Here is a 23747-nt window from a genome sequence, read left to right on the forward strand (position 1 = left end):
TAAAATCCTTAAAAACCAGAAAAGATAAAGCCCTGTTAAGGGCCTTATCTGATGGTATTGGAGCGCTTGCTTTTTTTTAGTAACTGTCGAGGCTATTGATTGCTGCCTGAACGGCAGATTCTGTAGTTTCAGCTAAAGTGAGGACTACATTTTGTCCGGCACTGATGGTCACTTCCTGTGAGGCATAGTAAAACTTGCCATCTTTGATAGAGAAAGAGAGCATCCGTCCCTGAACTCCGATTGGCATCATGTTGTCATAACTTTTTACTTTGTTCGCTCCACCAGGAGTATACAACTGAGCAGCAACATTACTTCCTTTGGCACAAAAGAAAACATAAGTTTCTCCGCTGAAAGCATGGAAGTTGGCAAAGGTTCCAGGGTTGTTGTTCACTTCAACAGTGATGGTTGTTTTAGGATTGGCATAGCTGTAGAATACATCGCAGTTGATCCAGCCCAGTGTTCCAAAGTCAAAGGTGAAGGTTGAATTTGTCGCATTTACTTCTTTTTGGCCTGCACCATTGGCTTGTGGTCTTGGTGCTTGCCATGCCATTTGATTATTGCCCGCAGCAACCAGTGGTTTGTCGTTCTGATCTACACCTATCCAAAGTTGGGTTGCACCTTCTCTTTTAGCAGGGATAGATATTTTTACGGGTACAGCAAGGTTTTGATCGACACTGCTGCCATTGGATTTTACGTCGACAAAGATAAACCCGTCGGAGGCAAGTGGTGCTCCTGAAGCATGGTTGGTATTTGCACCGGTAAACAAAACGGTACTTCTTTTCAATACTTCATATGCTTCAACAGTTACAGTACCCGTTACTGCTACACCTCCTTTGGTGAGTGATCCGGCAGGGAAATTGATTTTTGTTCCTCCTGCAAGGGTAACGGTCTGAGGTAATGCCGAAGCATTGATCTGTAATGTCTGTTGCTGGGCGCCGAATTTCGCTGTGAAATCTTTTGCACTTTGTACCATACCTTCGTCGTTGGTACCTTTGTCTTTTTTACATGCAATGGTTAAACAAACGATTGCAATAAATAGCGTAGAGATTAGGTTGAACTTTTTCATGTCTGTAGAATTTTAAATAATTGTGTGATTCGAATAGATATCAAGAACGATGAAATATTGTTACCCCCCTGGAATGATTTTTTTTTACAGCTTGTCAAAAGAAACTTTAAATTAGCAGGGACATCATTTATATTTAATCCGTTATATGGCTAAAAACATACATGCAGATCAACGTTTTATTGTCGGACTGGTAAATAATGATGCGGTCATTATCAACGACATCTATAAACGTTGCGCCCATAAAATAAAATCATGGATTACTTTTAATAATGGGAGCGAAGATGATGCTGCGGATATCTTTCAGGAAGCCTTAATGGATATATACCGGCAAGGGAAGTACAAATCCCTGGAGCTGACCTGTCCTTTTGAGCCTTACCTGTTATTGGTTTGTAAACGTAAATGGTTGAACCAGATTAAAAAAAGATCAATTCTACCGGTAACAAATTCGGAGGAGGATTTATTACATATCGGAGAAGATACTTTTGCTCAGGCAGATGAGCTGGAAAATCAGGCCAGACAATCGGACTTGTTTTACAGTGCATTTGAAAAACTGGGAGCACGCTGTCAGGAAATCATTTCCTGGAGCATGAAAGGAGAAGCACAGGAGAAAGTTGCGGAAGCACTTGGAGTAACTTATGGTTACCTGCGCAAAAAGAAATCTGAGTGTATGGCTTCGCTGATAAAAATGGTTCAATCAATTAAAACGGAAGAATAATGGCTAACGAGGATAAATTAACCGATGTTGCACGGTATGTGGAAGGGGATATGGAAGCAGTGGAACTACAGGCTTTTGAGGTGTTACTCAGAGCAGATGCCGGATTACAAGGCCTGCTGGCTGAATATAAAGATGTCCATCAAACTTTAAAGATGAAGATCGCACCTGATGCTCAGGATAAAGCCGTAGTGAATAGATTACTGGAACTGAATGGGGAATATTTCAGGAAGGATGGGAAAATAATGGCTTTGAACGGCTATTTGAAATGGATCAGTATTGCGGCGGTGTTGGTGATCGGACTATTGGTCTGGGCGCCATGGTCTGGCGGATTATATGAAAAATATACGATCAGCAGGGAAATGTCCGTAGCAGAGCGTGGAACAGGTGCCGAGCAAAAAATAGAAGATGCGGCAGCACTTTATAATACCGGCGATTTTTCCGGGGCAGCAAAAATATTGGGTCCTGTTTATCAATCCGATCCCGAAAGGGCAATGGTAGCCTATTATTATGGGATTAGTTTGATAGAAAACAGCCAGGAGAAGGAAGCACGCAAGGTGTTGTTAAAGCTATATGAAGGAACGTCTGTTTTTAAATATGATGCCCTGTATAACATTGCACTAAGTTATGTGAAAGAAAAGAACGATCAAGAGGCGCTGGTTTGGCTGGGTAAGATTCCGGCAGGTGATCACAATTACGGGAAAGCAAAGGAACTGATCGGAAAATTGAAATAATATATTTAAGGAAAAGAGCTGGTACTCAAAGCGCCTGGTCATGATTTATGACGCAGGCGCTTTTTTTTATGTGGAATATGCAGATTCGTAAGATTGGGTTATATTAATCGAATATAATCTGTTCTGGTCCTGAAACCTTGTTGATGTGGCAGGCACACCTGCCTCCTTGTACTTTGATAACAGCTGATTTTGTCTGCTTGGTGTCCACAGATGTGCCGGTAATTTTTAAATCATCGCCTTCTTCAGAAAGACTTTTCGTATTTCCGTCATTTACCACTATATGAGCGCCAGCTATAAGGTTTGCTGCAGCACTTGAATTTGCGTACACCTTTTCGCCAGTTCTTTGGTTGACTACACTGACGTCTTTGACTTCGGTGCCGATCCCTTTATTGTCTACGAATCTGATAACTATTGAGCGAAATTCTTCCGTACATATTTTATCGCCACATTCTGAATCTGTTGTCTTTTTTTTGCAGGAAAGGAATGCACTTCCCATTAATAGTGCAAGTATGAGGTTTTTCATAATTTGTTGATTTTTAATAATAAACGGAACAATTTGAAAAAACGCTACAGTTGAAATTAACGAGCGCCGTTACATTAACGCTGTATGATAAATATGGGCGAAAAAAAAGCCTGCAATTTGCAGGCTCTTTTTTATTCGAAATTATAAATGACATGTTGCGTCAACTGTTTTTTATCTCTTAACCGTTGAAGGTTGTCATGTAAAGCACTCTTGTCTTCGATGCCGGTACTGCTCAGCAGCGCTTGCTTATAAAACTCATTTGCTGCCTCCCAACGTTTATCCTGCTCCGCATAGTTTCCCATTTGTTCGTAGATACAGCACTTACATACGCCTTTTACAAGGAGTGCCTGACTGAAAATCTGTTCTGCTAATTTTGACATTTCCAAAGTGGTTAGCAAACGGAGATAAGGAAGGTAAACATCCGGAAATTCCGGTTCCAGTCCGATACATTTTTTATAATAGTATCCGGCAGTCTGATAGTTTTTGAATCTATCCTGATAGATATTTCCCAGATGATAATATGCCCTGGCATATTCCGGATCAATCTGAATAATTTCGTTCATTAGATGAAGTGCTTTCTGAGGCTCGCCGTGCTCTAGCTCGTCGATGGCTTCAAGATATTTCTCTTCGGTGGTATATAAAATGTCCATAAGGATACTTGTCTTTTTTTGTTCCGGTTATTAAAACTTCCGGAGGGCTATTAAATCTTTGATTATTGGTAATGCTGAATATCTTGGAGAGGCATTAGATCCCGGACAGAAAGGGAAGGTCCATGCTTATCCGGTGCAGGCAAACCACTGGGTTGCTGCTGTTCATTTGGATATGTTGGTACTTAAGCATGTTCTTTTTTTACAAATGTAAGGATATGTATCTAAATATCAAAACGTTTGGTTTTTCTGCAAGATCTTGAATGATAAGGGGAAAGCGATTGCTTACCTGGGTACGCTGGAACAGGTTAAAAATATTCAAGAGGATTGCTATTTATTATTAAACTTTCAGTATTTATTGAAAGTTTAATAATAATGTTATATTTGCATGTGGAATTAGCAGAAGAAAACGGAAGGGGGCTGGTTCCGGGACTCAATTGTAAAAATATTTAAATCCTGTAAATATGGAAACGCTAAAAAAATACCTGATGCTTTATGATGGGAACTTCGGAGTTCAGCAACCTTTAAAATGGGCTTATCGTTTTGGCTTTCTTCTTTTCACCTGGTTCTTTACGGGATTCATATTGACAGCCTATGTAGAACTATTGAAAGAATTGATGCCTGTTGGTCATGCTTACAGGGAATACCAGATTTGTGGCGGACAAATCATTTTTCAGGGGATCATCATCAGTTTTCTTTTTCCCGCGCAACGATGGACCTATCTTGGGAACATGATGACCATCTCTTTTGCCGGCGCATTGTTGTTATTGCCTGGTTTGCTGCTGGCTCAATATCTGGTACTTCCCGCTCTTTTTTATGCGCTTTACTTTATGGGCGTTGCAGGAATAATGTTTCTGGAACATATCCGGAGAACCAGACTCCTGCAACTTGGAAATACATTAACTATGACCTGGGTAGCTTACCGCATCATCATCCTTTTAATCATTCTTTTAGCTTAATTATATGAAATATCATAAAGTAATACTTGCAGGAGGTAATGGGTACCTCGGTAAAGTGCTCGCAGACTATTACAAAGAACTTGCAGAAGAGGTTTTGATTCTAAGTCGTAAACCCATGGCTGCCAGTGGTAACATCCGGACAGAAGTATGGAATGGTAAAGCCGAAGGAGACTGGGTAAAATCATTGGAAGGGGCAGACTTATTGGTTAACCTTTGCGGTAAGAATGTCAATTGCCGGTATACCGCTAAAAATCAGGCAGAAATCATCAGTTCCAGAACAATTCCAACGAGGTTGCTTGGTAATGTAATCGGGAAGATGGCCCAGCCGCCAAGACTGTGGATCAATGTGACCTCAGCGACCATTTATCGGCATGCGGAAGACCATGCTCAGGATGAAAAAAACGGGGAATTGGGATATGGATTCTCTATTGAAGTCTGTAAGCAATGGGAAGCAGCATTTTTTGAATCTGAAACGCCAAACACGAGAAAGGTTGCTTTGAGGATGGGAATAGTACTCGGTAGGAATGACAGCGTTTTCCCAAGGCTATTGAATCTGGTCAGGCTTGGATTGGGAGGTCAGCAGGGGGATGGTCAGCAATATGTTTCCTGGATTCATGAGCATGATGTTGCCCGTTGTACAGAATGGCTGACAGATGAAGAAAAAATGGAAGGCGTGATCAACTGTGCGGCACCGGTAGCAGTTAAAAATATGGAGTTAATGAAAGTGATGAGGAAAGCATATGGTATTCCTTTCGGTTTGCCATGCCCGCAGTGGTTATTGGAAATTGGTGTGCGGTTAATCGGTACAGAGACTGAATTGATCTTAAAAAGCCGCTGGGTTTCTCCTGGACGCTTATTGGATAATGGCTTCACCTTTCAGTTCGCGGAAATTAAACCGGCTGTACACGACATTTTGAGTATCAGGGTTTAATCTCAATCGTGATTGATTTATCTGGTGTATCAAGGATATTACGCTGTATTTGTTTATAGCACATTTTGTGTGGACAATATAGTGTCAGTATTGGAGAATCTACGTGAAGGTTTTTGAGCTGGCTTCGGCTATCTTTAGTTTTTAATTATTTATTGTAGTTGAAAGTGTTTTTGTAAAGAAAGAAACCCGGAACTATTTGTAAATTACCTGAACTAACTAAATGTATGATTCCCGGTATGAAATTATTTCGTAGCAAAAAGTTGCTTGTGATCCTTGTTATTTTCGGAGTTGTGGTGTTGGGTGCTTTCCTGATGCCTTCTTCAGATAAAGTGGATTTCAATACACAGATCAAACCTATTCTTAATAAGAAATGTATCTCCTGTCATGGGGGAGTGAAAAAGCAAGGTGGTTTTAGTGTCTTGTTTCATGAAGAAGCATTGGCAGCGACTAAAAGCGGTAAACCTGCTATTATTCCCGGGGATCCCGATGGGAGTGAAATGATCAAACGGTTACTCAGTAACGATCCGGAACTCAGAATGCCTTATCAGCATGAAGCCTTAAATGAAGAGGAAATAGATCTTTTCAAACGCTGGATTAAGCAGGGTGCCAAATGGGGAGATCATTGGGCCTATCTTCCTGTAAAAGAAGTGGAAATTCCTGATGTATCGGAAGACTGGGTAAAGAATGACATCGATAAATTTATTTATGCAAAGCTGGAAGAGAAAAAAATGAAACCTTCGGCGGAAGCAGATAAAGCTACTTTATTAAGAAGGGTAAGTCTTGACCTGATTGGATTGGCTCCTTCAGATCAGGTGATGCGCCAGTATCTCAATAGTAAGGACAACGATAAAGCTTATGAAGCACTGGTCGACTCGCTAATGGCTTCCCCTCGTTTTGGGGAGAAATGGGCTTCTATGTGGTTGGACGTCGCAAGATATGCAGATACTAAAGGTTATGAATCTGATGGTGGCAGGGAGGTTTGGAAGTATCGTGACTGGGTGATCAGAGCATTTAATGAGGATAAACCCTATAATCAGTTTATTACCGATCAGATCGCAGGAGATTTCTATGTTAACCCCACAGATGAGCAATATATCGCCACTGCGTTCCACAGAAATACGATGACCAATGACGAGGGGGGAACGAACAACGAAGAGTTTCGCGTTTCTGCGGTATTGGATCGTGTGAATACGACCTGGGAAGGTTTATTGAGTACCACCTTTGCCTGTGTACAATGCCATAGTCACCCTTACGATCCATTTAAGCACGATGAGTTCTATAAGTTTATGGCCTATTTCAACAATACAAGGGATGAAGACCTGCAATCCGAGTACCCGTTATTGAGACAATATGATGATTCCTTACAAAGAAAGCTGACCGGCTTAACCTCCTGGTTAAAGCAAAATGCTGGACAGGAAAAGGCAGCTGAAATTTATAAATTTCTTAAAACGGGGCAGCCCAGCATCAATTCAACGACTACAGACAGCCTGAAGAATGCCGTTATCGGCAATAATAATATCGCTTTGTTTTTTAAGAACAATGCACAGGCGCGAATCTCAGCTGTAGATTTGAAGGGGGTAAAACAAATGATTTACCGCTATTCCTCGAATGCGCCGGGAGGAAGTATGCAACTGCGTATGGACCATCCTAACGGACCAGTGATCGCTTCATGGAAGGTTCCTCCGGGAGATAAATATCAAAATTTAGAGGTAGAGATCAAACCTCAAACGGGGATTCATGATGTTTACCTGAGTTATCAGAATCCGGGGATAAAAAACAAAGACCAGTTTGCGGTATACTTCGATTGGTTTTATTTCTCTGATTCCTTTCCTGGTAAGACTAAACCGGGTTATGCGGAAAACAAAGCAGCTTTCTGGACTTTATTGAATTCAAATCCTTCTTCTATTCCGGTTATGGTAGAAAATCCAGCGAACCGTCAACGAAAAAGTTATGTGTTTGAAAGGGGCGCCTGGATCACGAAGGGAAAAGAAGTACAGGTTGGTGTGCCGAAAACACTGGGTTATGCCATGCCTGAAAATGCACCTAAAAACAGGATGGGCCTGGCGATGTGGTTAACGGATTCCAGAAATCCCTTGCTTTCACGGACGATGGTAAACCGACTTTGGGAACAGTTGTTCGGAACCGGAATTGTAGAGACGCTGGAGGACATGGGAACCCAGGGAATGTCGCCAACACATAAAGAATTACTGGATCATTTGTCGTGGGAGCTAATGCATAAGTATAAATGGAGTGTGAAAGCACTGCTGAAGGAAATGGTAATGAGTGCGACTTACAGGCAGGATTCCAGACTTTCGGAAGCGGTCAAAGAAAAAGATTTATTTAACCATTATTACGCAAGAGGTCCACGTACCCGATTAAGTGCAGAACAGTTAAGAGACCAGCATTTAATGGCCAGTGGCGTGCTGAGTACCAAAATGTACGGACATGGGGTGATGCCATGGCAGCCTGAAGGAATCTGGAACTCGCCTTACAATGGTGCCAAATGGGAAAATTCCAAAGGCGAAGATCAGTACCGCAGAGCGATTTATACCTATTGGAAAAGATCGGCTCCTTATCCTTCGATGATTGCATTTGATGGTGCACAAAGGGTGGTTTGCAGCCCGAGAAGAATCCGTACGAATACGCCACTACAGGCCTTAGTGACCTTGAATGACGAGGCTTATATAGAAATGGCACGTCATTTTGCAAAGCGGATGGAGCTGGAAGGTGGTAAAGATATCGGGCAAAGGATCAGTAAAGGCTATCAATGGGTGATGTATCGCCCCATTGCTGGGCCTAAACTCCGGATTCTGGATAAACTGTATTTGCAGGCCTTCAATGATTATAAAAAAAATCCTGCAAAGATGGGAGAGATCCTTGGCGCAGGGGATAAAGATAAAAATCCGGAAAAAGCCGCATTGGTAATTGTAGCCAATGCCATGCTTAACCTGGATGAAGTAGTGACCAAAAATTAATTACCGTCATGACAAGAGATGAATTAAATGCACACCGCCTCATAAAAGAAGCAAAGGAAACAGAATTGAGGTCTTTTACCCGCCGGCATTTTCTAAAAGAAAGTGCGATGGGTCTGGGTGCCATTGCAATGGGGTCCCTATTGGGAAGCTGTAACTTTGGCGCTAAAACCAACAATCCGGTTTTATATGATCCCGCTCATCCTTTATTGCCGAAATCACCGCCGTACTTTGGAAAAGCCAAAAGCGTGATCTATCTGCATATGGCAGGAGCGCCTTCTCAACTGGAGCTCTTCGACTATAAACCGGAGCTGATGAAAATGGATGGACAGGATTGTCCGCCTTCCCTTCTGGCAGGGAAAAAGTTTGCGTTTATCACCGGGGTACCTAAAATGCTGGGCGCACAGGCACAATTCGCACAGCATGGACAGAGCCGTGCCTGGGTGAGCGACAATATGCCTCATTTCTCGACGATGGTTGATGAAGTGAGCTTTCTGAAAGCAGTGAGTACCGATCAGTTTAACCATGCACCGGCACAACTGCTGATTCATACGGGAAGTCCTCGTTTGGGCAGACCAAGTATCGGAAGCTGGGCAACCTATGGATTGGGAACCGAAAATCAAAACCTGCCGGGTTATGTGGTACTTACAAGTGGGGGAAGTTTCCCCGATGCAGGGAAAAGTATTTGGGGGAGTGGATTTCTGCCTTCTGTTTATCAGGGCGTTCAATGCAGAAGCGAAGGAGATCCGGTCTTGTTTATCAAGGATCCTCATGGGATGAGCCGTGATCTGCGTAAAGCATCGATCGATGCCATCAATGCTTCTAACGAACTGGAATATGCAAATTATAATGATCCGGAAATTCTTTCCAGGATTTCACAATATGAGATGGCTTACCGAATGCAAATTTCCGCACCGGAAGTCATGAATATCAATGATGAGCCTGCTTATATTCATGAAATGTATGGTACACAACCAGGGAAATCTTCTTTTGCCAACAATGTATTGCTGGCCCGAAAGCTGGTGGAGAAAGGAGTACGGTTTGTTCAGCTCTTTGACTGGGGATGGGATGCGCATGGAGACGGACCGAATAATTCACTGAATATCGGTCTGAAGAATAAATGCAGAAGTACAGATAAACCAATCACAGCGCTATTGCTGGACCTGAAACAAAGAGGGTTACTGGACGAAACCCTTGTGGTTTGGGGAGGCGAATTCGGCCGCACGCCAATGATGGAGAACAGAAATGGAATTCAGAATCCCTATAATGGAAGAGATCATCATACGGAAGCATTCACGATGTGGATGGCTGGTGGTGGAATCAAGAAGGGCTATACACATGGCGAGACGGATGAAATCGGATATAGCGCAGTAAGTGGAAAAGTAGATCCTTTTGATATTCAGGCTACCATACTTAACCAGCTCGGATTTAATCATGAGCAATTTACCTATCCTTTCCAGGGCAGGCCATTCCGTTTAACGGATGTGTCAGGAAAGGTAATCCAGGATATCGTTGCCTAATTTAAAATTAACCAAACAACCACTGAAACGAATGCACCAAAACCGACGGAATTTTATTAAAACTACTGCCACCGCTACTGCTGCGGGACTATTTGCGCCCTTAACGGAGTTGGTCGCGAAGGAAACAATTGGTATTAAAGCTGCTGCAGGCTATGAATTGCTGTTTATGGCGACCGACTGGGGATTTAACGGTACGATAGATGAATTTTGCGCAGCAGCGAAAAAAGATGGATATGAAGGAATTGAGTTGTGGTGGGCGGTAGACAATCCTGCTGCTCAGCAATCATTATACGATGCTTTAAAAAAGCATCAGCTACAGGTCGGCTTTCTTTGCGGTGCTGGTCAGCCCAAAGCAAAGCCTCACCTGGAAACATTTATGAAAAACCTGGATGCGGCATTAAATAGCGTTCAGAAACCATTATACATCAACTGCCATTCGGGAAAAGACTATTTTACTTATGAGGAAAATAAGGCGCTGATTGATTATACGACTAAAAAATCTAAAGAAACCGGAATTCCGGTTTACCATGAAACCCACCGCGGGCGGATGTTGTACTCGGCACCGGTAGCCCGTCAGTTTATTGAGAAAAATCCGGAGCTGCGCCTCACCCTGGATATTTCTCACTGGTGTAATGTCCATGAAAGCTTACTGGCAGATCAGCAGGAAACAATTGATCTGGCACTGGAACGGGTTTCTCATATTCACTCCAGAGTTGGACATCCCCAGGGGCCTCAGGTCAATGATCCAAGGGCACCGGAATGGGAGCATGCCTTAAAAGCCCATCTGGGCTGGTGGGATAAAGTCATCGCCCGTAAAAAGAAAAATGGGGAGCGAATGACGATCTTAACAGAATTCGGTCCACCTGATTATATGCCGACTCTGCCGTACACCCGTCAGCCTGTTGCTGATCAGTGGGCAATAAATGTATATATGATGAACCTATTGCGTAAGCGTTATCAATAATTTGAGGCCAGAATGATGCTTTTATCTATATCAGACCTCATTGGGAGGTTTCACCCTATATTGGTACATCTTCCGATAGGAATTTTACTGTTGGGCTGTTTATTTCAGCTGATCAGCAGGTACCCTAAATTTTCCGGATTAAAGCCGGCGATTCCGCTGACTTATCTCTTTGGTTTCCTTGGAGCAGTATGTTCTTGCATAAGCGGCTACCTTTTGTCTCAGAGTGGCGATTATGATGCCGGTCTTGTTGATGTACACCAATGGCTGGGGATAGGCACTGCTGCCTTTTCTTTGGTTTCCTATGTGATGATTCAGAAAGCTGCCCGGGAGTTGTTCTTAAATGTGACCGCTGCGGGATTGCTCATGCTGATTACGTTAACAGGACACTATGGTGGCTCTTTAACACATGGATCTGATTACCTGACTTCCGCATTGACGGATGGCCCTGAAAAAGGTGCTTCTCCAATTCCTCCGGTTGCAAATGTCCAGCAGGCGATGGTATACACCCATATGGTACAGCCACTATTGAAGAATCGCTGTTACAGTTGTCATGGTGCGGAAAAACAAAAAGGAAAGCTTCGTCTGGATAGTAAGGAATTTATGTTGAAAGGGGGAGAAGAGGGAAAGGCATTGATTCCTGGAAGTCCTGAAGAAAGTGCCCTGATCAAAAGGTTACTGCTACCGATCAGTAATGAAGATCACATGCCCCCAAAAGAGAAACCTCAGCTTTCTGCGCAGGAACTCGCTTTATTGGAGTGGTGGATCAAAGAAGGTGCTGATCTAAACAAAAAAGTGCAGGACCTTAAACAAACGGAAAAAATTAAACCGGTATTGCTTAGCTTTCAGACCGGTGCAAAAAAGGAAGCGGACAAGGTTTTAGAAGTTCCTGTAAAAGAGGTTGGCAAAGCAGACGCTAAAGTTATTGCAGATTTGAAAGCGGCAGGGGTGGTAGTGATCCCGGTAATCAGCAACAGCAACTATTTATCGGTGAGTTTTGTGACCGCCAAGCCATCCGCCAATACATTAACGCTTTTGAAATCTTTGAATGAGCAACTGATCTGGCTGAATCTGGCAAATACAGATCTTGGTGATAAAGGCATGGAAATTATCGCAGGCTTGAAAAATCTGGTCCGCATTAATTTAACGAAAACACAGGTTACAGACCAGGGGTTGGTAAAATTGAAAAGTATAAATACGTTACAATATTTAAATCTGACGGGTACAAAAATAACTGGAAAAGGCCTGCTTACCCTGAAAGGCTTAAAGGAAATCCAGCAGATTTATTTGTATCAATCGGCGGTAAATAAGACAGAAGAACAGGTATTAAAGAAAGAATTCCCGAAAGTTATTCTTGATTTTGGCGGATATCTGGTCCCGACAACGGCGAAGGATACTACTGAAGTAAAGCCAGCTACGGCTTCTTGATCGTAATCCTGATTTTTTCTACGCTGCCGAAATTTTGTAAATTGATTCAGCTGACATCGGTAAAGAATCTTAGGTGGGTTTCGTACAGGGTAATCCGTACTAAAATAAACAGACAAAAATATGGGTTATTAGCACCATATGAAAATGGAATCACTATTTTAGAAATGGAATACCATTCCTAAACCCATTTTATAAATGACCACGCTAACCAAAGAAAAAAGTGCATTGGCATATTTGCTGAGTGCACCTGTTATTGTAGCTTCCCTGGGCTATTTTGTCGACATCTATGACCTCCTTTTATTCGGAATTGTGCGGATCCCCAGTCTAACGGAATTGGGCCTCGATGAAGCAGCCCGTTCGATTGAAGGCGCAAGTATTCTCAACTGGCAAATGACGGGTTTATTACTTGGAGGTGTGCTATGGGGAGTGCTGGGAGATAAGAAAGGGCGGCTCTCCGTACTTTTTGGCTCAATCATTACCTATTCCATTGCAAACTTTGCCTGCGGTTTTGTACATGATGTTTTTATCTATAAAATTTTACGCTTTATTGCCGGAGTTGGTCTGGCGGGAGAGCTTGGCGCAGGAATCACCCTGGTTTCCGAGAGCCTTCCAAAACGTCTAAGGGCATTGGGGACTTCCCTGGTTGCAGGTGTAGGCGTACTGGGAGCAGTAGTAGGTTATTTCACGGTTGAATTATTTAGCTGGAGAAATGCTTATTTTATCGGGGGCGGAATGGGAATTCTGCTGTTATTTTTAAGGATTGGTGTGTTTGAATCAGGCATGTTCCATGCGATGAAAGCAAAAGAGCAATTGAGTAAAGGGAATTTTCTTTCGTTTTTTACCAAGAAGAGCAGATTGATTTTATACCTGAAATGTATTGGTGTTGGTCTCCCTACCTGGTTTGTAATCGGAATTTTGGCCACATTTAGTAATGAGATCGGAAAAGCATTACACATTTCTGAAGCAATAAAGCCGGGATTAGCGGTGATGTGGTGTTATGTTGGCCTTGCAGCCGGCGATTTGGTGAGCGGCCTGTTGAGCTATTGGCTGGAATCGCGCCGTAAGGCAGTGGCCTTTCTGATGTTATTCGCAGCCATCGGAACGGTATTGTTTCTGTTTGGTGGAATAGAAACGTCCCGGGGTTTATACCTGATGTGTCTTTGGACCGGTTTCGGAATTGGATATTGGGCAATGTTTGTCACCATTGGCGCAGAACAGTTCGGTACCAATGTGCGTGCTACAGCTGCAACTACGATCCCAAACATGGTAAGGGGGACTGTGGTTCTAATGACTACGTTTTATACCTTTTTAAAACCACAGGTGATGGAATTATATGCCGCAGGAATCGTCGGGCTCATCTGTTTTGCAATCGGATTTTATTGTATTAAAACCATTCCGGAAACCCATCATAAAGACCTGGACTTTGTAGAAGATTAACTTTTTTGTGCTTTAAAAAAAACATCCGGTTATAAAACCGGATGTAAGATGACTGACTTCAGTTTGAAGAGTTCCTTTGCATTGGTTTCTGGTCGTAGTTTTATGGTGTATAGGCCAGCTTTGGGTACAGAAATGATGGCTACAGGGTGTTTAATGAATAACAATGGTTTTCCTGAATTGAATTCTGAAGTCCTCAGTGTTTGAAATTTGTAGGCCTTACCTTCAAATTCCAAAATTCCTTCCTGTTTTGCATTTTCTTCGGGGCATGAATATTCTAAAAGTATTTTATAGTCGCCGGCCGCTGTAATGTTAAACTTAAATTCAACCTGGTCATCGGGCTTAACCATATTCAGAATGCAGGGAGTGTGTTTCCAATCTCCGAAATAATGACTGTAAGTCAGGGTTTCCAGTTTTGCTGCACCACTGGTTTTAGCATTAACGACTTCCAGCATGTTGGTGTCGTATTGAGGTGATGCGGTGGAGATATTGTTTAAATACCTATCCTGTAATGTGCCTGTATAGTTGATGGCGATGACGGTATTGTGTGGATCAGCAGAATGTGGCATAGCTACGATTAAGGTCTGATCTTTTAGGGAGTATTTTAAAGCGGTTTTATCAGTTAAGCGGTAAACTTTAGTAATGTTGCTATTTACGCCTGGGACGACTATTTTTCCGTCTTTAGGTGGATTCAGGACATGAAGAAACAGCTTCCCTGGTTTGGAGGTTGTGACACCCCAGGGTTGCGCAGGAATAAGTCCATAAGTGCTTTCATAAATACTTTCTCCGTTTACTTTCAACCAGAGGCCGGTTGCTCTGAGAAATTTCTCAGAATAATAAGGGATTTTTCCTTCTCCATCCGGTCCTACATTGAGCATAAGATTACCACCTTTTGAGGCAACATTTGCGAGCAGGTGAATGATCTCTTCAGGTGATTTAAAATTCATATCATGACTGATGTATCCCCAGGAATCATTATGGGTGTATATGGATTCCCATGCTCCTTTAATTGGAGTAGCAGGGACCTCCGAATCTCCAAAGGTCCTGTAGTCGCCAAGCCCTTGCCCAACACGGCTGCTGAACAGACTTTTTGGTTGAAGTGCATGCATTTCATCTACGAGATCCTGAGTTTGTTGCTTGTTTAATCCTCCAGGCATGTCGAACCAAACAATCCCCAGATTGCCATAATTGGTTAGTAATTCTTTCAGTTGTGGGATTGATTTTTCTTTGTAATATTTCAAATAGTCTTTATCGGCTTCCTTGAAATCCCAGTTGTTTCCCCCTCCGTTAGGTTCATGCCAGTCTAAAAACTGAGAATAATAGAAGCCGAACTGAATGCCTCTTTTTCTGGTGGCATCGGCGAGTGCTTTCATTGGGTCTTTACCATAGGGAGAAGCTTTTACAATATTGAAATCACTGACTTTCGAGTCGTACATCGCAAATCCTTCATGATGTTTTGCAGTGATGACCATATAACGGATGCCTGCATCTTTTGCCAGATCTGCCCATTCCTGAGCCTTGAATTTAACGGGGTTAAAGCTGGAAGCAACCTTTGCATATTCGGATGCAGGAATCTTAGCCTGGTTCATCAGCCATTCTCCGCTGCCATAGTAATCTTTATCTTTCCATACACCCGCAAGCTTTGAATACAGCCCCCAGTGAATAAACATCCCAAACTTCGCATTCTTAAACCAAACGGTATTCGGATTTTCTTTTTCACTTGCTTCTTTGTCCCATCTGTCAATATCTTGTGCAAATGAAAATCCAGAGGTTAGGAAGTATAAAAAGCTGCAGATAATGATTTTTTTGAGGTGGTTCATACGAGTTTAATGGTTGCTGGTTAGTTTGTTACTAAGTTAAGGAGCCTGTTTTTTCATTGTTCTCTGTTTATAGCTAATCATTAAGCTTTTTTGGCAAGATATTCACATTTCCAGGCAATCCTTGGTAGTTTGCCTTAAATGGTTTAGGTTTATCCCTCCCAAATGTGTAGAAAGGATAGAAATGGAAGGTCTGGTAAAAATGGAAATGGATAGAATGACGAATAAGGTAAAAATTAACTGGCTTGATTTATTAAAAGTGATCGCTGTATTTATGGTGATTGTGGCGCATGCCAATGATTGCATTATTCTAAATCAGGATGGAAATTTTAATTTTGAATGGGGAACTTATATAGGTTCTTTATACCGTTTCGCCGTTCCGTTATTTGTACTGATCTCCGGAGTTTTACTTTTGCCTGCTAAATTGGGCACTATAGAGTTTTATAAAAAACGCCTTTGGCGAATTGTTCCAGCCCTGCTCTTTTGGGGCCTGGTGTATGTCTTGTTCGATGGATTGGTGCTAAATCATAAAGCTTGGGATAAGATCCTGATGGAGATTGCTAAACTTCCATTGAGCTTCGGAGATTCTGCTCCTCACCTTTGGTATTTGTATATGTTGGTTGGATTGTACCTGGTCATACCAATAATATCGCCATGGGTAGTTAAAGCCACAAAAAGAGAGCTGGAACTGGTATTGGCAATTTTTATCTTTTCGACTTTTATTCCTTATCTGAAGTTTCTGACTGGATTGGCCTTTGGGGTCTGTGACTGGAATGAATTCCATTCCTTTTATTACCTGTCAGGTTTTATAGGATATCTGTTAATGGGCTATTACCTGTATACTTATTTGCCGGGATGGAGTAACAAAGCAAAAAGGTGGACAGGGGCATTTCTGTTTTTAACCGGATATGGAATTACGTATTATCTGACAATCAGTGTTCCTTTCTCGATCCCAAATATTGAAATGGTATGGTACTACTGTTCTCCAAATGTCCTTTTAGAAGCAGTTGGTGTCTTCTTACTGGTAGAGGGAATGGAGTTTAAAGAAGGACTGCTCCTCAAAGTGATCCAAACTATTGCGCATTATTCTTTCGGGATTTTCCTGGTTCATTATTTTTTTATTGGTGTTATTTTCAGGTACATCGCTGCTCATTTTGATCTTCATCCTGGAGTAAATGTATTGGTATCCTGCATGCTTACCCTCTTCATTGCTTTTGCTGTGGTATGGATACTCGCCAGGTTCAGGCTGACGCGTAAATTAGTCATGTAAACCTGATTTATTTTGAGCTCCTTCGACTGAGAAAGCTGTTAAGGATAGCTGGCATGCTCATCGAAGGAACTACCGTTATTTGTCGTTGCGTAGTCCCAATAACCTTTTTATCCATCGGATAGTCTTCTGTAGAAAGGTATACCGGTGTTTGTGATCGGTAATGATATTGGAGATGATGAATTTCTGATCATAGGCTTTTATAGCGGCCAATGGCACATCCAGAATTTCGGCAATCTTCGTAAGTGATTCTTCTTTGATAACGGCCTTCTGCTCCATTCTTGATACCGCCTGCTGACTTATTCCCAGTGCCTTGGCTAGTGTTTCTTGTTTCATTTCACGAGCTGTGCGAATGCGGCTCAGGTTTCTTCCTAAATGAGGTCTCTCAGTCATAGTACTAATTTTTAAGTTTTTGTATTGTTTGAATAGCTAATTGTATAATACAACCTCTTAAATTGTTAATTACAACGGTGTGTAAATAAATTTATTGAGATGAGTATTATAGTTTTGGTTAATTAAAACGAAACATATGACAATTATCGCTAAAAGAAAAGAAAAAGGATTAAAAATTAGTTTTACCACTTTCGACCTGATTTACTTCATTCAGGTGAAAAGAATTGCTTCCGGCCTGTCTCAGGAAGAACTGTCCTTTTTAATCGGCAGAGGACACAGCTTTATAGAAGAAAGGGAAGCTTTTAAATCCAACAAAGAATTGTGGTTGGGGGACGTGTCAGTAATGTCTAAAATATTTGATTGCAGACCTGCTGAGTTCTTTAGGAGTGTAAAGGGGAAGGTGAATGAAATTCGGTTGTTATCCAGACAGATGATAAAAGGTGATTACATTCAATATGAAGTTTTTGGGTTACGTGAAGATAATTCCATTGAATTGTTATACATGATCAATGAGGAGGACCCGTTAAAAAAATATACGGAACATGAGCAGTCTGTTTTGCTGAAGCTTTCCCAAACAGAGGTTGCAGGATTGCTGAGTGAACGCTACTTTGAGGGAGTGGAAAGATCTCCGTTTGAAATTTTCAGGGAATGTCGTAAACGTGGTGGCTTGCTCATTAAAGCGGACTTTGTAGCCCAGGTTTTGAATAATTATTTGATCGGACCTGGACCGCAGGTGCTTAGGAAATACAAACATAAAGACAGGGGATTTGTGTATCAGGGATTGTAATGAAAAATTAATGTTATACTTAAAAAGTATTTTTAATATTTTAGTGAGACTTTAATTGTTTAAAGTCGATAAATCAACGGAAATGAATTTAAAAATTACTGCTCTTTTATTAACTACTGCCCTGGTTCCAGTCTTGAAACATGGGAATAATCCAAATCATGTAGCTAAAGATGTTCCGATTAAGGGAACATGGGAGCTGGTATCAGGTGTTACAATTCAGAAAGGGGATACGACCTTCACAGATTATAGAAAAGGCCAGAGGCAAATAAAGATCATCAATGATACTCATTTTGCTTTCCTAAACCACGACTTGAAAATGGGCAAAGAGGGAACCCCTGTCTTTGTAGCCGGGGGAGGAAAGTATACCCTAAAAGGGAATCAGTATACAGAGCACCTGGAGTACTGTAATTATAGAGAATGGGAAAATAAGACTTTCACATTTACGGTAACCTTAAAAAAAGATACCCTGACCCAGCGCGGAATGGAAAAAGATGAAAAAATTGGGGTGGACAGAGAGATCATTGAGAAATATGTAAAATCAATAGATTAAGCCATGAACCTGGAGGATGTTGCAAATATTAGGTTAGTAAACCAGCAGATCGAGGCAAGTACCTTTAATAGGGGGAAGGATCTGGTATCCTGGATGGGAGCAATGCAGGCTCAGGATTATGCAATGGCGATCTGGGGAATTGGACTGAGGCTTTCTGAGGCTACGGAAAAATTGATCCAGAAAGAGATAAACAACGGGTCGATCCTGAGAACACACCTGTTGCGGCCAACCTGGCACTTTGTTTCTGCCGATGATATCTGGTGGATGTTGGAACTCACAGCAGCACAGGTAAGGATGAAATCCGGATCAAGGCTTAAAGAACTGGGCATAGACTCCGAGGTTTCCTTGAAAAGTAATCAGGTTATCGAATCTGCTTTTGCAAACCATAAATACTTAACCCGGGAGGAATTGTATTTTGAAATGGAACAAAATAAGGTGGGAGGCGGTAAAGATCGCTGGTCTCACCTTATTTTTCTGGCGGAACTGGAAGGCATTTTATGCAGCGGAATAAAGAGAGATAAAAGCCAAACCTATGCCATCCTTGCTGATCGGGTGCCAAGACCAACTTCAATTAGCAGGGATGAGGCACTGGCGAAATTGGCGTTTAAGTATTTTTCAAGTCATTGTCCAGCCAGTATCAATGATTTCATCTGGTGGTCAGGCTTGCCTATAACTGCGGCGAAAAGAGCGTTGGAGATCATAAAGCCGAATTTTATTTCTGAAACGATTGCCGATCAGGAATTCTGGTTCCCTGAACATTTTTCCAGACCCCTCTCGAAAATTCCTTCTGTGTACCTGTTGCCGGCTTTTGATGAGTTTCTCATTAGTTATAAGGATAGAACTGCAGCATTTCCTTTAGCACATCACTCCAAAGCCTTTACCAACAATGGGATTTTTCATCCGGTCATTGTGGTCAACGGGCAGGTGAAAGGGCTATGGAAACGAACGATAAAGAAAGATGAGGTTTACTTTGAGCCAAAATTCTTTAACCCGGTATCTAAAGATATTTTAGATTTAACGGCGAAATCGGCCCTAAAATTCGCTGAATTTTTGGATAAAAAGTTAGTGTTTGTTGAACCAGCCTAAGGCTATATTTTTTATATCCGGGCATTTGGGCTACCTTTGTCTTAATGAATTCTACAAGGCAGTTAAATAAAACATACAACGATCAGTTTGCTACGCAATTGCGGACTGCGACTGCTATGTTCTGCCGTTTTCTCTCCCTGCAATATCGCCTGGGAGATTCTTTTCTTAAAAGTAGCAAGGACTTTATTAATTAAGCCCCAGCCTCTCTGAAGGTTTGGGGATGATTACCTTAATTTCTTTTCCTTTTATCTTTTTGTTTTTTTATCATGAAAAAATCAGACATGGCATCCCTTTTTAGGGCTGTTCTTGTGTTGCTTTCTTTGCTGAACCTATGCGTTTTGCTACTCGCTGTCCTATTGTTGAAACCCATATGGATTGGTTTTGCCATTGCCCTTTTTGTGCTGCTGATGGAAATACAATCGCTATTGATGAAATGGAAGATAAATCCTTAAGAAAGATGGAGAAATTAATCAGGAGGAGCCGGGATTTTGATGATTTGGCCCCAGTTGAGTTTCAGACTGGGGCTACAAGATTAATTAAATTATTTGACCCATTTAATCCATAAATCCATGAATACGACTTCATTAAAAATAGACAATACACCCATTATTTTATCAACAGGAATTTTCGATTTGTTAAAAGACCACATTAGAAGAAGGAAATTAAGCAAATTCAATGAAGAAAAGCTAAAGCTGGAACTTCGTTGTGCAAGACAGGTACTAAGAAAAGAATTGCCGGAAGATGTGGTTACCGTAGATACTTGTGTTCGGGTAAAAGAACTGGAATCAGGGAATGAATTTATCTACACCCTGGTGGCTCCGGGAAAAGCAAGGGATAAGCATAAGACGCTTTCCATCTTATCACCTATCGGCGTTGCAATGCTGGGTTATGTTAAGGGAGCTAAGTTACAATGGGAAATGGCTGATGGAATCAAAGCTTATCAGATAGAAGAAGTGACAAAACTGGGATAGCCTGGTATTTTAACCCTGTTCAGGATTTTCTACTGAACAGGGGTCTTATGACAATAGATATTTCTTCCCCCTTATTTAGAAACCTGCAATTCTGCGGCAGAAGAAGTGGCTTTTGTCGCATTTCTATATTTGACCAGATTAATCAGAAGTACACTTGCCAGGATTACAATAAGTCCTAAAATCTGGATCAGGGTCACTTTTTCATTGGTAAAACAAACACTTAGTAACACCGCTACTACCGGATTGACATAAGCATAAGTGCTCACCTGTGTTGCAGGGCGGACACTTAACAACCATACATAAGCACTAAAGGCAGCAATGGATCCAAAAATGATCAGGTAACCGATCGATAGCCAGGCATCCAGTGGGATGTTCTCCCAATGAAAGCCCTTGAATTCTGAAGTCAGAAAGCTGCCTGGTATGAAAGCAATCCCGGCGGCGAGCATTTGCCAGGCTGTATTCACGGCTACAGAGCTCTGTGGATCGGATTTATACTTGGAGAATAAAGATCCGCCAGCCCATGCAATTGGACCAATCATCAATAAAGCCATTCCTAAAATCTGCATATCACTTTGGCTGGTATTCAGCGAGCGCATGATCTGTTCCCCGAATAATAAAATAACACCAATAAAGCCGATGATCAGACCTGCTATGGTAGATTTGCTGCTCAGGTTCTCTTTCCATTTTGGTTTATCCAGAATGACAAACCAGATGGCAGCGGAAGCGACCATGATCGCAACCAATCCACTGGGAATAAACTGCTCCACCCAGATGACAATACCATTTCCAACACCAAGCATCAAAAAGCCACTTATTGCTGCATATTTAATATTTTTCCTGTCAAAGATTTGCTCTCCTCTGAAACGGCACCAGGCCATGAGTAAGGCTCCGGCAACGAGGAAACGAAAAGTGCCCAGAATAAATGGAGGAAAGCCCGCAAGCGCTTTCTGAATGAAAAAATAAGTAGAACCCCATACCACATAAACGGTGGCAAAAGCCAGATAGACAAGGAGGGGGGACGCGGTTTTATTTAGGTTTGCCATAGGATGAATTATTTTTCAGGGATGACCAATTGTTGTTCTTCTTTTACTGTTTCCAATACAATCGTGGTTCGAATGGAAAGTATATTCGGGATTTTACTAAATGAATTGCGCATTAAAGCCATGAGCGAGGCCGAATCTGTAGTCCTGACCTTTACCAGATAACAATCGTCGCCGGCAATAATATGTACTTCCTGGACCTCTTTTAGTTTAGAAAGTTCATTTGCAGTATCCATACAGCCTATGCTGTGCGACGCTTTCATAGATATGAAGGCAAGTAATTTTAAATTAACAGCAACAGGATTGATTCTTGCCGTATACTGAGTAATTACATTTTTTTGCTCTAGTTTCTTTACGCGCTCCAAAACTGCCGAGGGTGCCATTTCCAGTTCTTTCGCCATATGAACATTGGAGATTCTTGAATTTTCCTGCATTAACCTTAAAATGGCCAGGTCAATTTTATCTAAACTGATGGTGTTTTCGATTATCATTCTATAAATTTATGTAAAATCAGAATAATATTCAAAATTATATTTAAAAATATGTTTTTAATTCTTTTTGATGTGTTTCGTGAAGCTTATCTTGTTTAGGATGGTAACTAAGTATAAAAGAAATATATTAGCGGATATAAAAAATCATGAAGAATATAAAGGCACTTTTATTTGATTTAGATGGAACACTGATCGATTCTGAATATTTTCATTATGAATGCTGGAACGAAATTCTGGAGGAGTACGGAGTTCAGTTGACCTATCCGGATTGGCTGAAGAATTATGCCGGAATTCCTTTACCTGTTAATGCCCGTAATTTGCAGGAAAAATATGTGATCAATGCTTCCCTACCTGAAATGGTGAAAAGAAGGGAGGCCCTTACGCTGGAAAGGTTGAAGACTAAAGACGTCAACCTGATGCCTTTTGCTTTAGAAGTGGTCAAATTCTTTCATGAGCAAGATCTTGTACTTGCTATTGTTACTTCCAGTCCCCGTGAAGATGTGGAAGCCATCTTCGACAGAAATGGTTTGAGACCTTACTTCAGTTTAATCATCACGAGATCGGAGGTGCAGCACAACAAGCCTGATCCGGAGAGTTACAATAAGTGTTGTGAAGCACTTGGATTGTCCAAAGAAAACTGCTTGGTATTTGAAGACACCATTAATGGAATTAAAGCTGCAAAAGCAGCGGGGATCAGGTGTTTTGCCATTCAGAGTAATACAGATATGCACGAATCACTTGATATTGCTGACCGGTTGTTTTTAGATTTAATGGAAGCGAAAGAATACCTGCTTAGTGATCAGTTTGTTGCTTAGGCGGTTGTCTCGAATACCCCCTAAGATTGACATTTACAGCACCCCTTAAGATTCGGATTTAGCCTTAACTTAGGTATTGTATTGTTAATCAAATAATTTTTGAATCTCAAAATCTAACCAAATGGAAGCACTAAAAACAGATAAAACAGCATTCATCGAAGGGTTTATTTTGTTGTATGACCTGCATACGACATTATTTTCTAATGTAATTGAAAATATTTCAGCGGAGGATGCGCATAACCGACTAAATACCAAAGCAAATCATGTAGCCTGGCTTACCGGAAGTTTGGTGCAGGAAAGGTTTGATTTGGCCAACGCGTTGAATATTGAGGACCGGCAAAAAGCTGCATCCTTGTTTGAAGGGCATAAAGGCGTTCAGGATCAGTTAACTTACCCTTCTTTGGCGAGCTTTAAAGAAGATTGGATCGCTATTTCTCCAGAGTTACGGGCCGCATTATTAGCAGTAAGTCAGGAGAAACTGGACAGTATCATCCCAATGCCTGGTGGTGAGATGACTTTCTTCGATTGGGTTTTCTTCATTATTCATCGGGAGTCTTACTGCATCGGACAAATCGGCCTTTGGCGGAGACTACTTGGCTACGACGCGATGAGATACCCAATGGAACCTGAAAAAAAATAAAAG

General features: G+C 41.6%; 24 protein-coding genes. 17 read left to right on the forward strand and 7 right to left on the reverse strand.

Annotated features, from left to right (window positions below):
• Nucleotides 1–76: 76 nt before the first annotated feature.
• Nucleotides 77–1066: a hypothetical protein gene (locus BLQ87_RS17520; RefSeq protein ID WP_074609306.1), complete on the reverse strand. Its 990-nt coding sequence runs from the start codon at nucleotides 1064–1066 to the stop codon at nucleotides 77–79.
• 145 nt (nucleotides 1067–1211) lie between these two features.
• Here BLQ87_RS17520 and BLQ87_RS17525 point away from each other — a divergent pair, with 145 nt between their 5' ends.
• Both BLQ87_RS17525 and BLQ87_RS17530 read left to right on the forward strand, forming a co-directional pair.
• On the forward strand, nucleotides 1212–1781 hold the full coding sequence (locus BLQ87_RS17525; RefSeq protein ID WP_074609308.1) for an RNA polymerase sigma factor: 570 nt from the start codon (nucleotides 1212–1214) through the stop codon (nucleotides 1779–1781).
• Nucleotides 1781–2512: a tetratricopeptide repeat protein gene (locus BLQ87_RS17530; protein WP_074609310.1), complete on the forward strand. Its 732-nt coding sequence runs from the start codon at nucleotides 1781–1783 to the stop codon at nucleotides 2510–2512. The genes BLQ87_RS17525 and BLQ87_RS17530 overlap by 1 nt, the downstream gene beginning before the upstream one ends.
• A 103-nt stretch (nucleotides 2513–2615) precedes the next feature.
• Here the strand turns inward: BLQ87_RS17530 and BLQ87_RS17535 are convergent, their stop codons facing one another.
• A complete protein-coding gene (locus BLQ87_RS17535) occupies nucleotides 2616–3035 on the reverse strand; it encodes a hypothetical protein (protein WP_074609312.1) in 420 nt (139 codons plus the stop codon).
• A 131-nt stretch (nucleotides 3036–3166) separates the two neighbouring features.
• Nucleotides 3167–3685: a hypothetical protein gene (locus tag BLQ87_RS17540; protein ID WP_074609314.1), complete on the reverse strand. Its 519-nt coding sequence runs from the start codon at nucleotides 3683–3685 to the stop codon at nucleotides 3167–3169.
• A gap of 461 nt (nucleotides 3686–4146) precedes the next feature.
• Between BLQ87_RS17540 and BLQ87_RS17545 the strand changes: the two genes are divergently transcribed.
• The 7 genes from BLQ87_RS17545 to BLQ87_RS17575 all read left to right on the forward strand — a co-directional run bounded on the left by BLQ87_RS17545 (nucleotide 4147) and on the right by BLQ87_RS17575 (nucleotide 13890).
• Nucleotides 4147–4641, forward strand: coding sequence for a hypothetical protein (locus BLQ87_RS17545; RefSeq protein WP_074609316.1), 495 nt, complete (start codon nucleotides 4147–4149; stop codon nucleotides 4639–4641).
• A 4-nt stretch (nucleotides 4642–4645) separates the two neighbouring features.
• Nucleotides 4646–5572 carry a TIGR01777 family oxidoreductase gene (locus BLQ87_RS17550; RefSeq protein ID WP_074609318.1) on the forward strand — a complete coding sequence of 309 codons (927 nt, stop codon included), beginning with the start codon at nucleotides 4646–4648 and terminating at the stop codon, nucleotides 5570–5572.
• Nucleotides 5573–5808: 236 nt separating this feature from the next.
• On the forward strand, nucleotides 5809–8547 hold the full coding sequence (locus BLQ87_RS17555) for a DUF1553 domain-containing protein (protein ID WP_074609984.1): 2739 nt from the start codon (nucleotides 5809–5811) through the stop codon (nucleotides 8545–8547).
• A gap of 8 nt (nucleotides 8548–8555) precedes the next feature.
• Nucleotides 8556–10064: a DUF1501 domain-containing protein gene (locus BLQ87_RS17560; RefSeq protein ID WP_074609320.1), complete on the forward strand. Its 1509-nt coding sequence runs from the start codon at nucleotides 8556–8558 to the stop codon at nucleotides 10062–10064.
• 31 nt (nucleotides 10065–10095) lie between these two features.
• On the forward strand, nucleotides 10096–11028 hold the full coding sequence (locus BLQ87_RS17565; protein WP_083361926.1) for a sugar phosphate isomerase/epimerase family protein: 933 nt from the start codon (nucleotides 10096–10098) through the stop codon (nucleotides 11026–11028).
• Nucleotides 11029–11040: 12 nt separating this feature from the next.
• Nucleotides 11041–12453 (forward strand): c-type cytochrome domain-containing protein, encoded by a 1413-nt coding sequence (locus BLQ87_RS17570; RefSeq protein WP_074609322.1) that lies wholly within the window; start codon nucleotides 11041–11043, stop codon nucleotides 12451–12453.
• Between the two features lie 195 nt (nucleotides 12454–12648).
• Nucleotides 12649–13890, forward strand: a complete 1242-nt coding sequence (locus BLQ87_RS17575) for an MFS transporter (protein ID WP_074609324.1) — start codon at nucleotides 12649–12651, stop codon at nucleotides 13888–13890.
• A 29-nt stretch (nucleotides 13891–13919) separates the two neighbouring features.
• On the opposite strand, the gene BLQ87_RS17580 is transcribed toward BLQ87_RS17575, so the two are convergent.
• Nucleotides 13920–15707: an alpha-L-fucosidase gene (locus BLQ87_RS17580; RefSeq protein WP_074609326.1), complete on the reverse strand. Its 1788-nt coding sequence runs from the start codon at nucleotides 15705–15707 to the stop codon at nucleotides 13920–13922.
• 181 nt (nucleotides 15708–15888) lie between these two features.
• Between BLQ87_RS17580 and BLQ87_RS17585 the strand changes: the two genes are divergently transcribed.
• Nucleotides 15889–16974 carry an acyltransferase gene (locus BLQ87_RS17585; RefSeq protein ID WP_074609328.1) on the forward strand — a complete coding sequence of 362 codons (1086 nt, stop codon included), beginning with the start codon at nucleotides 15889–15891 and terminating at the stop codon, nucleotides 16972–16974.
• A 75-nt stretch (nucleotides 16975–17049) separates the two neighbouring features.
• On the opposite strand, the gene BLQ87_RS17590 is transcribed toward BLQ87_RS17585, so the two are convergent.
• Nucleotides 17050–17364: a helix-turn-helix domain-containing protein gene (locus tag BLQ87_RS17590; protein ID WP_083361927.1), complete on the reverse strand. Its 315-nt coding sequence runs from the start codon at nucleotides 17362–17364 to the stop codon at nucleotides 17050–17052.
• Between the two features lie 136 nt (nucleotides 17365–17500).
• Between BLQ87_RS17590 and BLQ87_RS17595 the strand changes: the two genes are divergently transcribed.
• The 5 genes from BLQ87_RS17595 (at nucleotide 17501) to BLQ87_RS17610 (ending at nucleotide 20758) form a co-directional block, all read left to right on the forward strand.
• Nucleotides 17501–18151, forward strand: a complete 651-nt coding sequence (locus tag BLQ87_RS17595) for a hypothetical protein (RefSeq protein ID WP_074609333.1) — start codon at nucleotides 17501–17503, stop codon at nucleotides 18149–18151.
• Nucleotides 18152–18233: 82 nt separating this feature from the next.
• Nucleotides 18234–18701: a hypothetical protein gene (locus BLQ87_RS17600; RefSeq protein WP_074609335.1), complete on the forward strand. Its 468-nt coding sequence runs from the start codon at nucleotides 18234–18236 to the stop codon at nucleotides 18699–18701.
• 3 nt (nucleotides 18702–18704) lie between these two features.
• Nucleotides 18705–19787, forward strand: coding sequence for a winged helix DNA-binding domain-containing protein (locus BLQ87_RS17605; protein WP_074609337.1), 1083 nt, complete (start codon nucleotides 18705–18707; stop codon nucleotides 19785–19787).
• A gap of 331 nt (nucleotides 19788–20118) precedes the next feature.
• The gene (locus BLQ87_RS33530; RefSeq protein ID WP_143010470.1) at nucleotides 20119–20352 is read left to right on the forward strand and encodes a hypothetical protein; all 234 of its coding nucleotides are present in this window, start codon (nucleotides 20119–20121) and stop codon (nucleotides 20350–20352) included.
• Nucleotides 20353–20356: 4 nt separating this feature from the next.
• Nucleotides 20357–20758, forward strand: coding sequence for a GreA/GreB family elongation factor (locus BLQ87_RS17610; RefSeq protein ID WP_074609339.1), 402 nt, complete (start codon nucleotides 20357–20359; stop codon nucleotides 20756–20758).
• Between the two features lie 71 nt (nucleotides 20759–20829).
• On the opposite strand, the gene BLQ87_RS17615 is transcribed toward BLQ87_RS17610, so the two are convergent.
• Together BLQ87_RS17615 and BLQ87_RS17620 are read right to left on the reverse strand one after the other, a co-directional pair.
• Entirely contained in the window at nucleotides 20830–21801 is a 972-nt protein-coding gene (locus BLQ87_RS17615; RefSeq protein ID WP_074609341.1) for an EamA family transporter, read from the reverse strand.
• Between the two features lie 8 nt (nucleotides 21802–21809).
• The gene (locus BLQ87_RS17620; RefSeq protein ID WP_074609343.1) at nucleotides 21810–22289 is read right to left on the reverse strand and encodes an Lrp/AsnC family transcriptional regulator; all 480 of its coding nucleotides are present in this window, start codon (nucleotides 22287–22289) and stop codon (nucleotides 21810–21812) included.
• A gap of 146 nt (nucleotides 22290–22435) precedes the next feature.
• Here BLQ87_RS17620 and BLQ87_RS17625 point away from each other — a divergent pair, with 146 nt between their 5' ends.
• Both BLQ87_RS17625 and BLQ87_RS17630 read left to right on the forward strand, forming a co-directional pair.
• On the forward strand, nucleotides 22436–23104 hold the full coding sequence (locus BLQ87_RS17625) for an HAD family hydrolase (RefSeq protein WP_074609345.1): 669 nt from the start codon (nucleotides 22436–22438) through the stop codon (nucleotides 23102–23104).
• A 121-nt stretch (nucleotides 23105–23225) separates the two neighbouring features.
• Nucleotides 23226–23744 (forward strand): DinB family protein, encoded by a 519-nt coding sequence (locus tag BLQ87_RS17630; protein WP_074609347.1) that lies wholly within the window; start codon nucleotides 23226–23228, stop codon nucleotides 23742–23744.
• Nucleotides 23745–23747 lie beyond the last annotated feature (3 nt).

The sequence above is a fragment of the Pedobacter steynii genome, from assembly GCF_900103665.1.
Taxonomy (GTDB): domain Bacteria; phylum Bacteroidota; class Bacteroidia; order Sphingobacteriales; family Sphingobacteriaceae; genus Pedobacter; species Pedobacter steynii.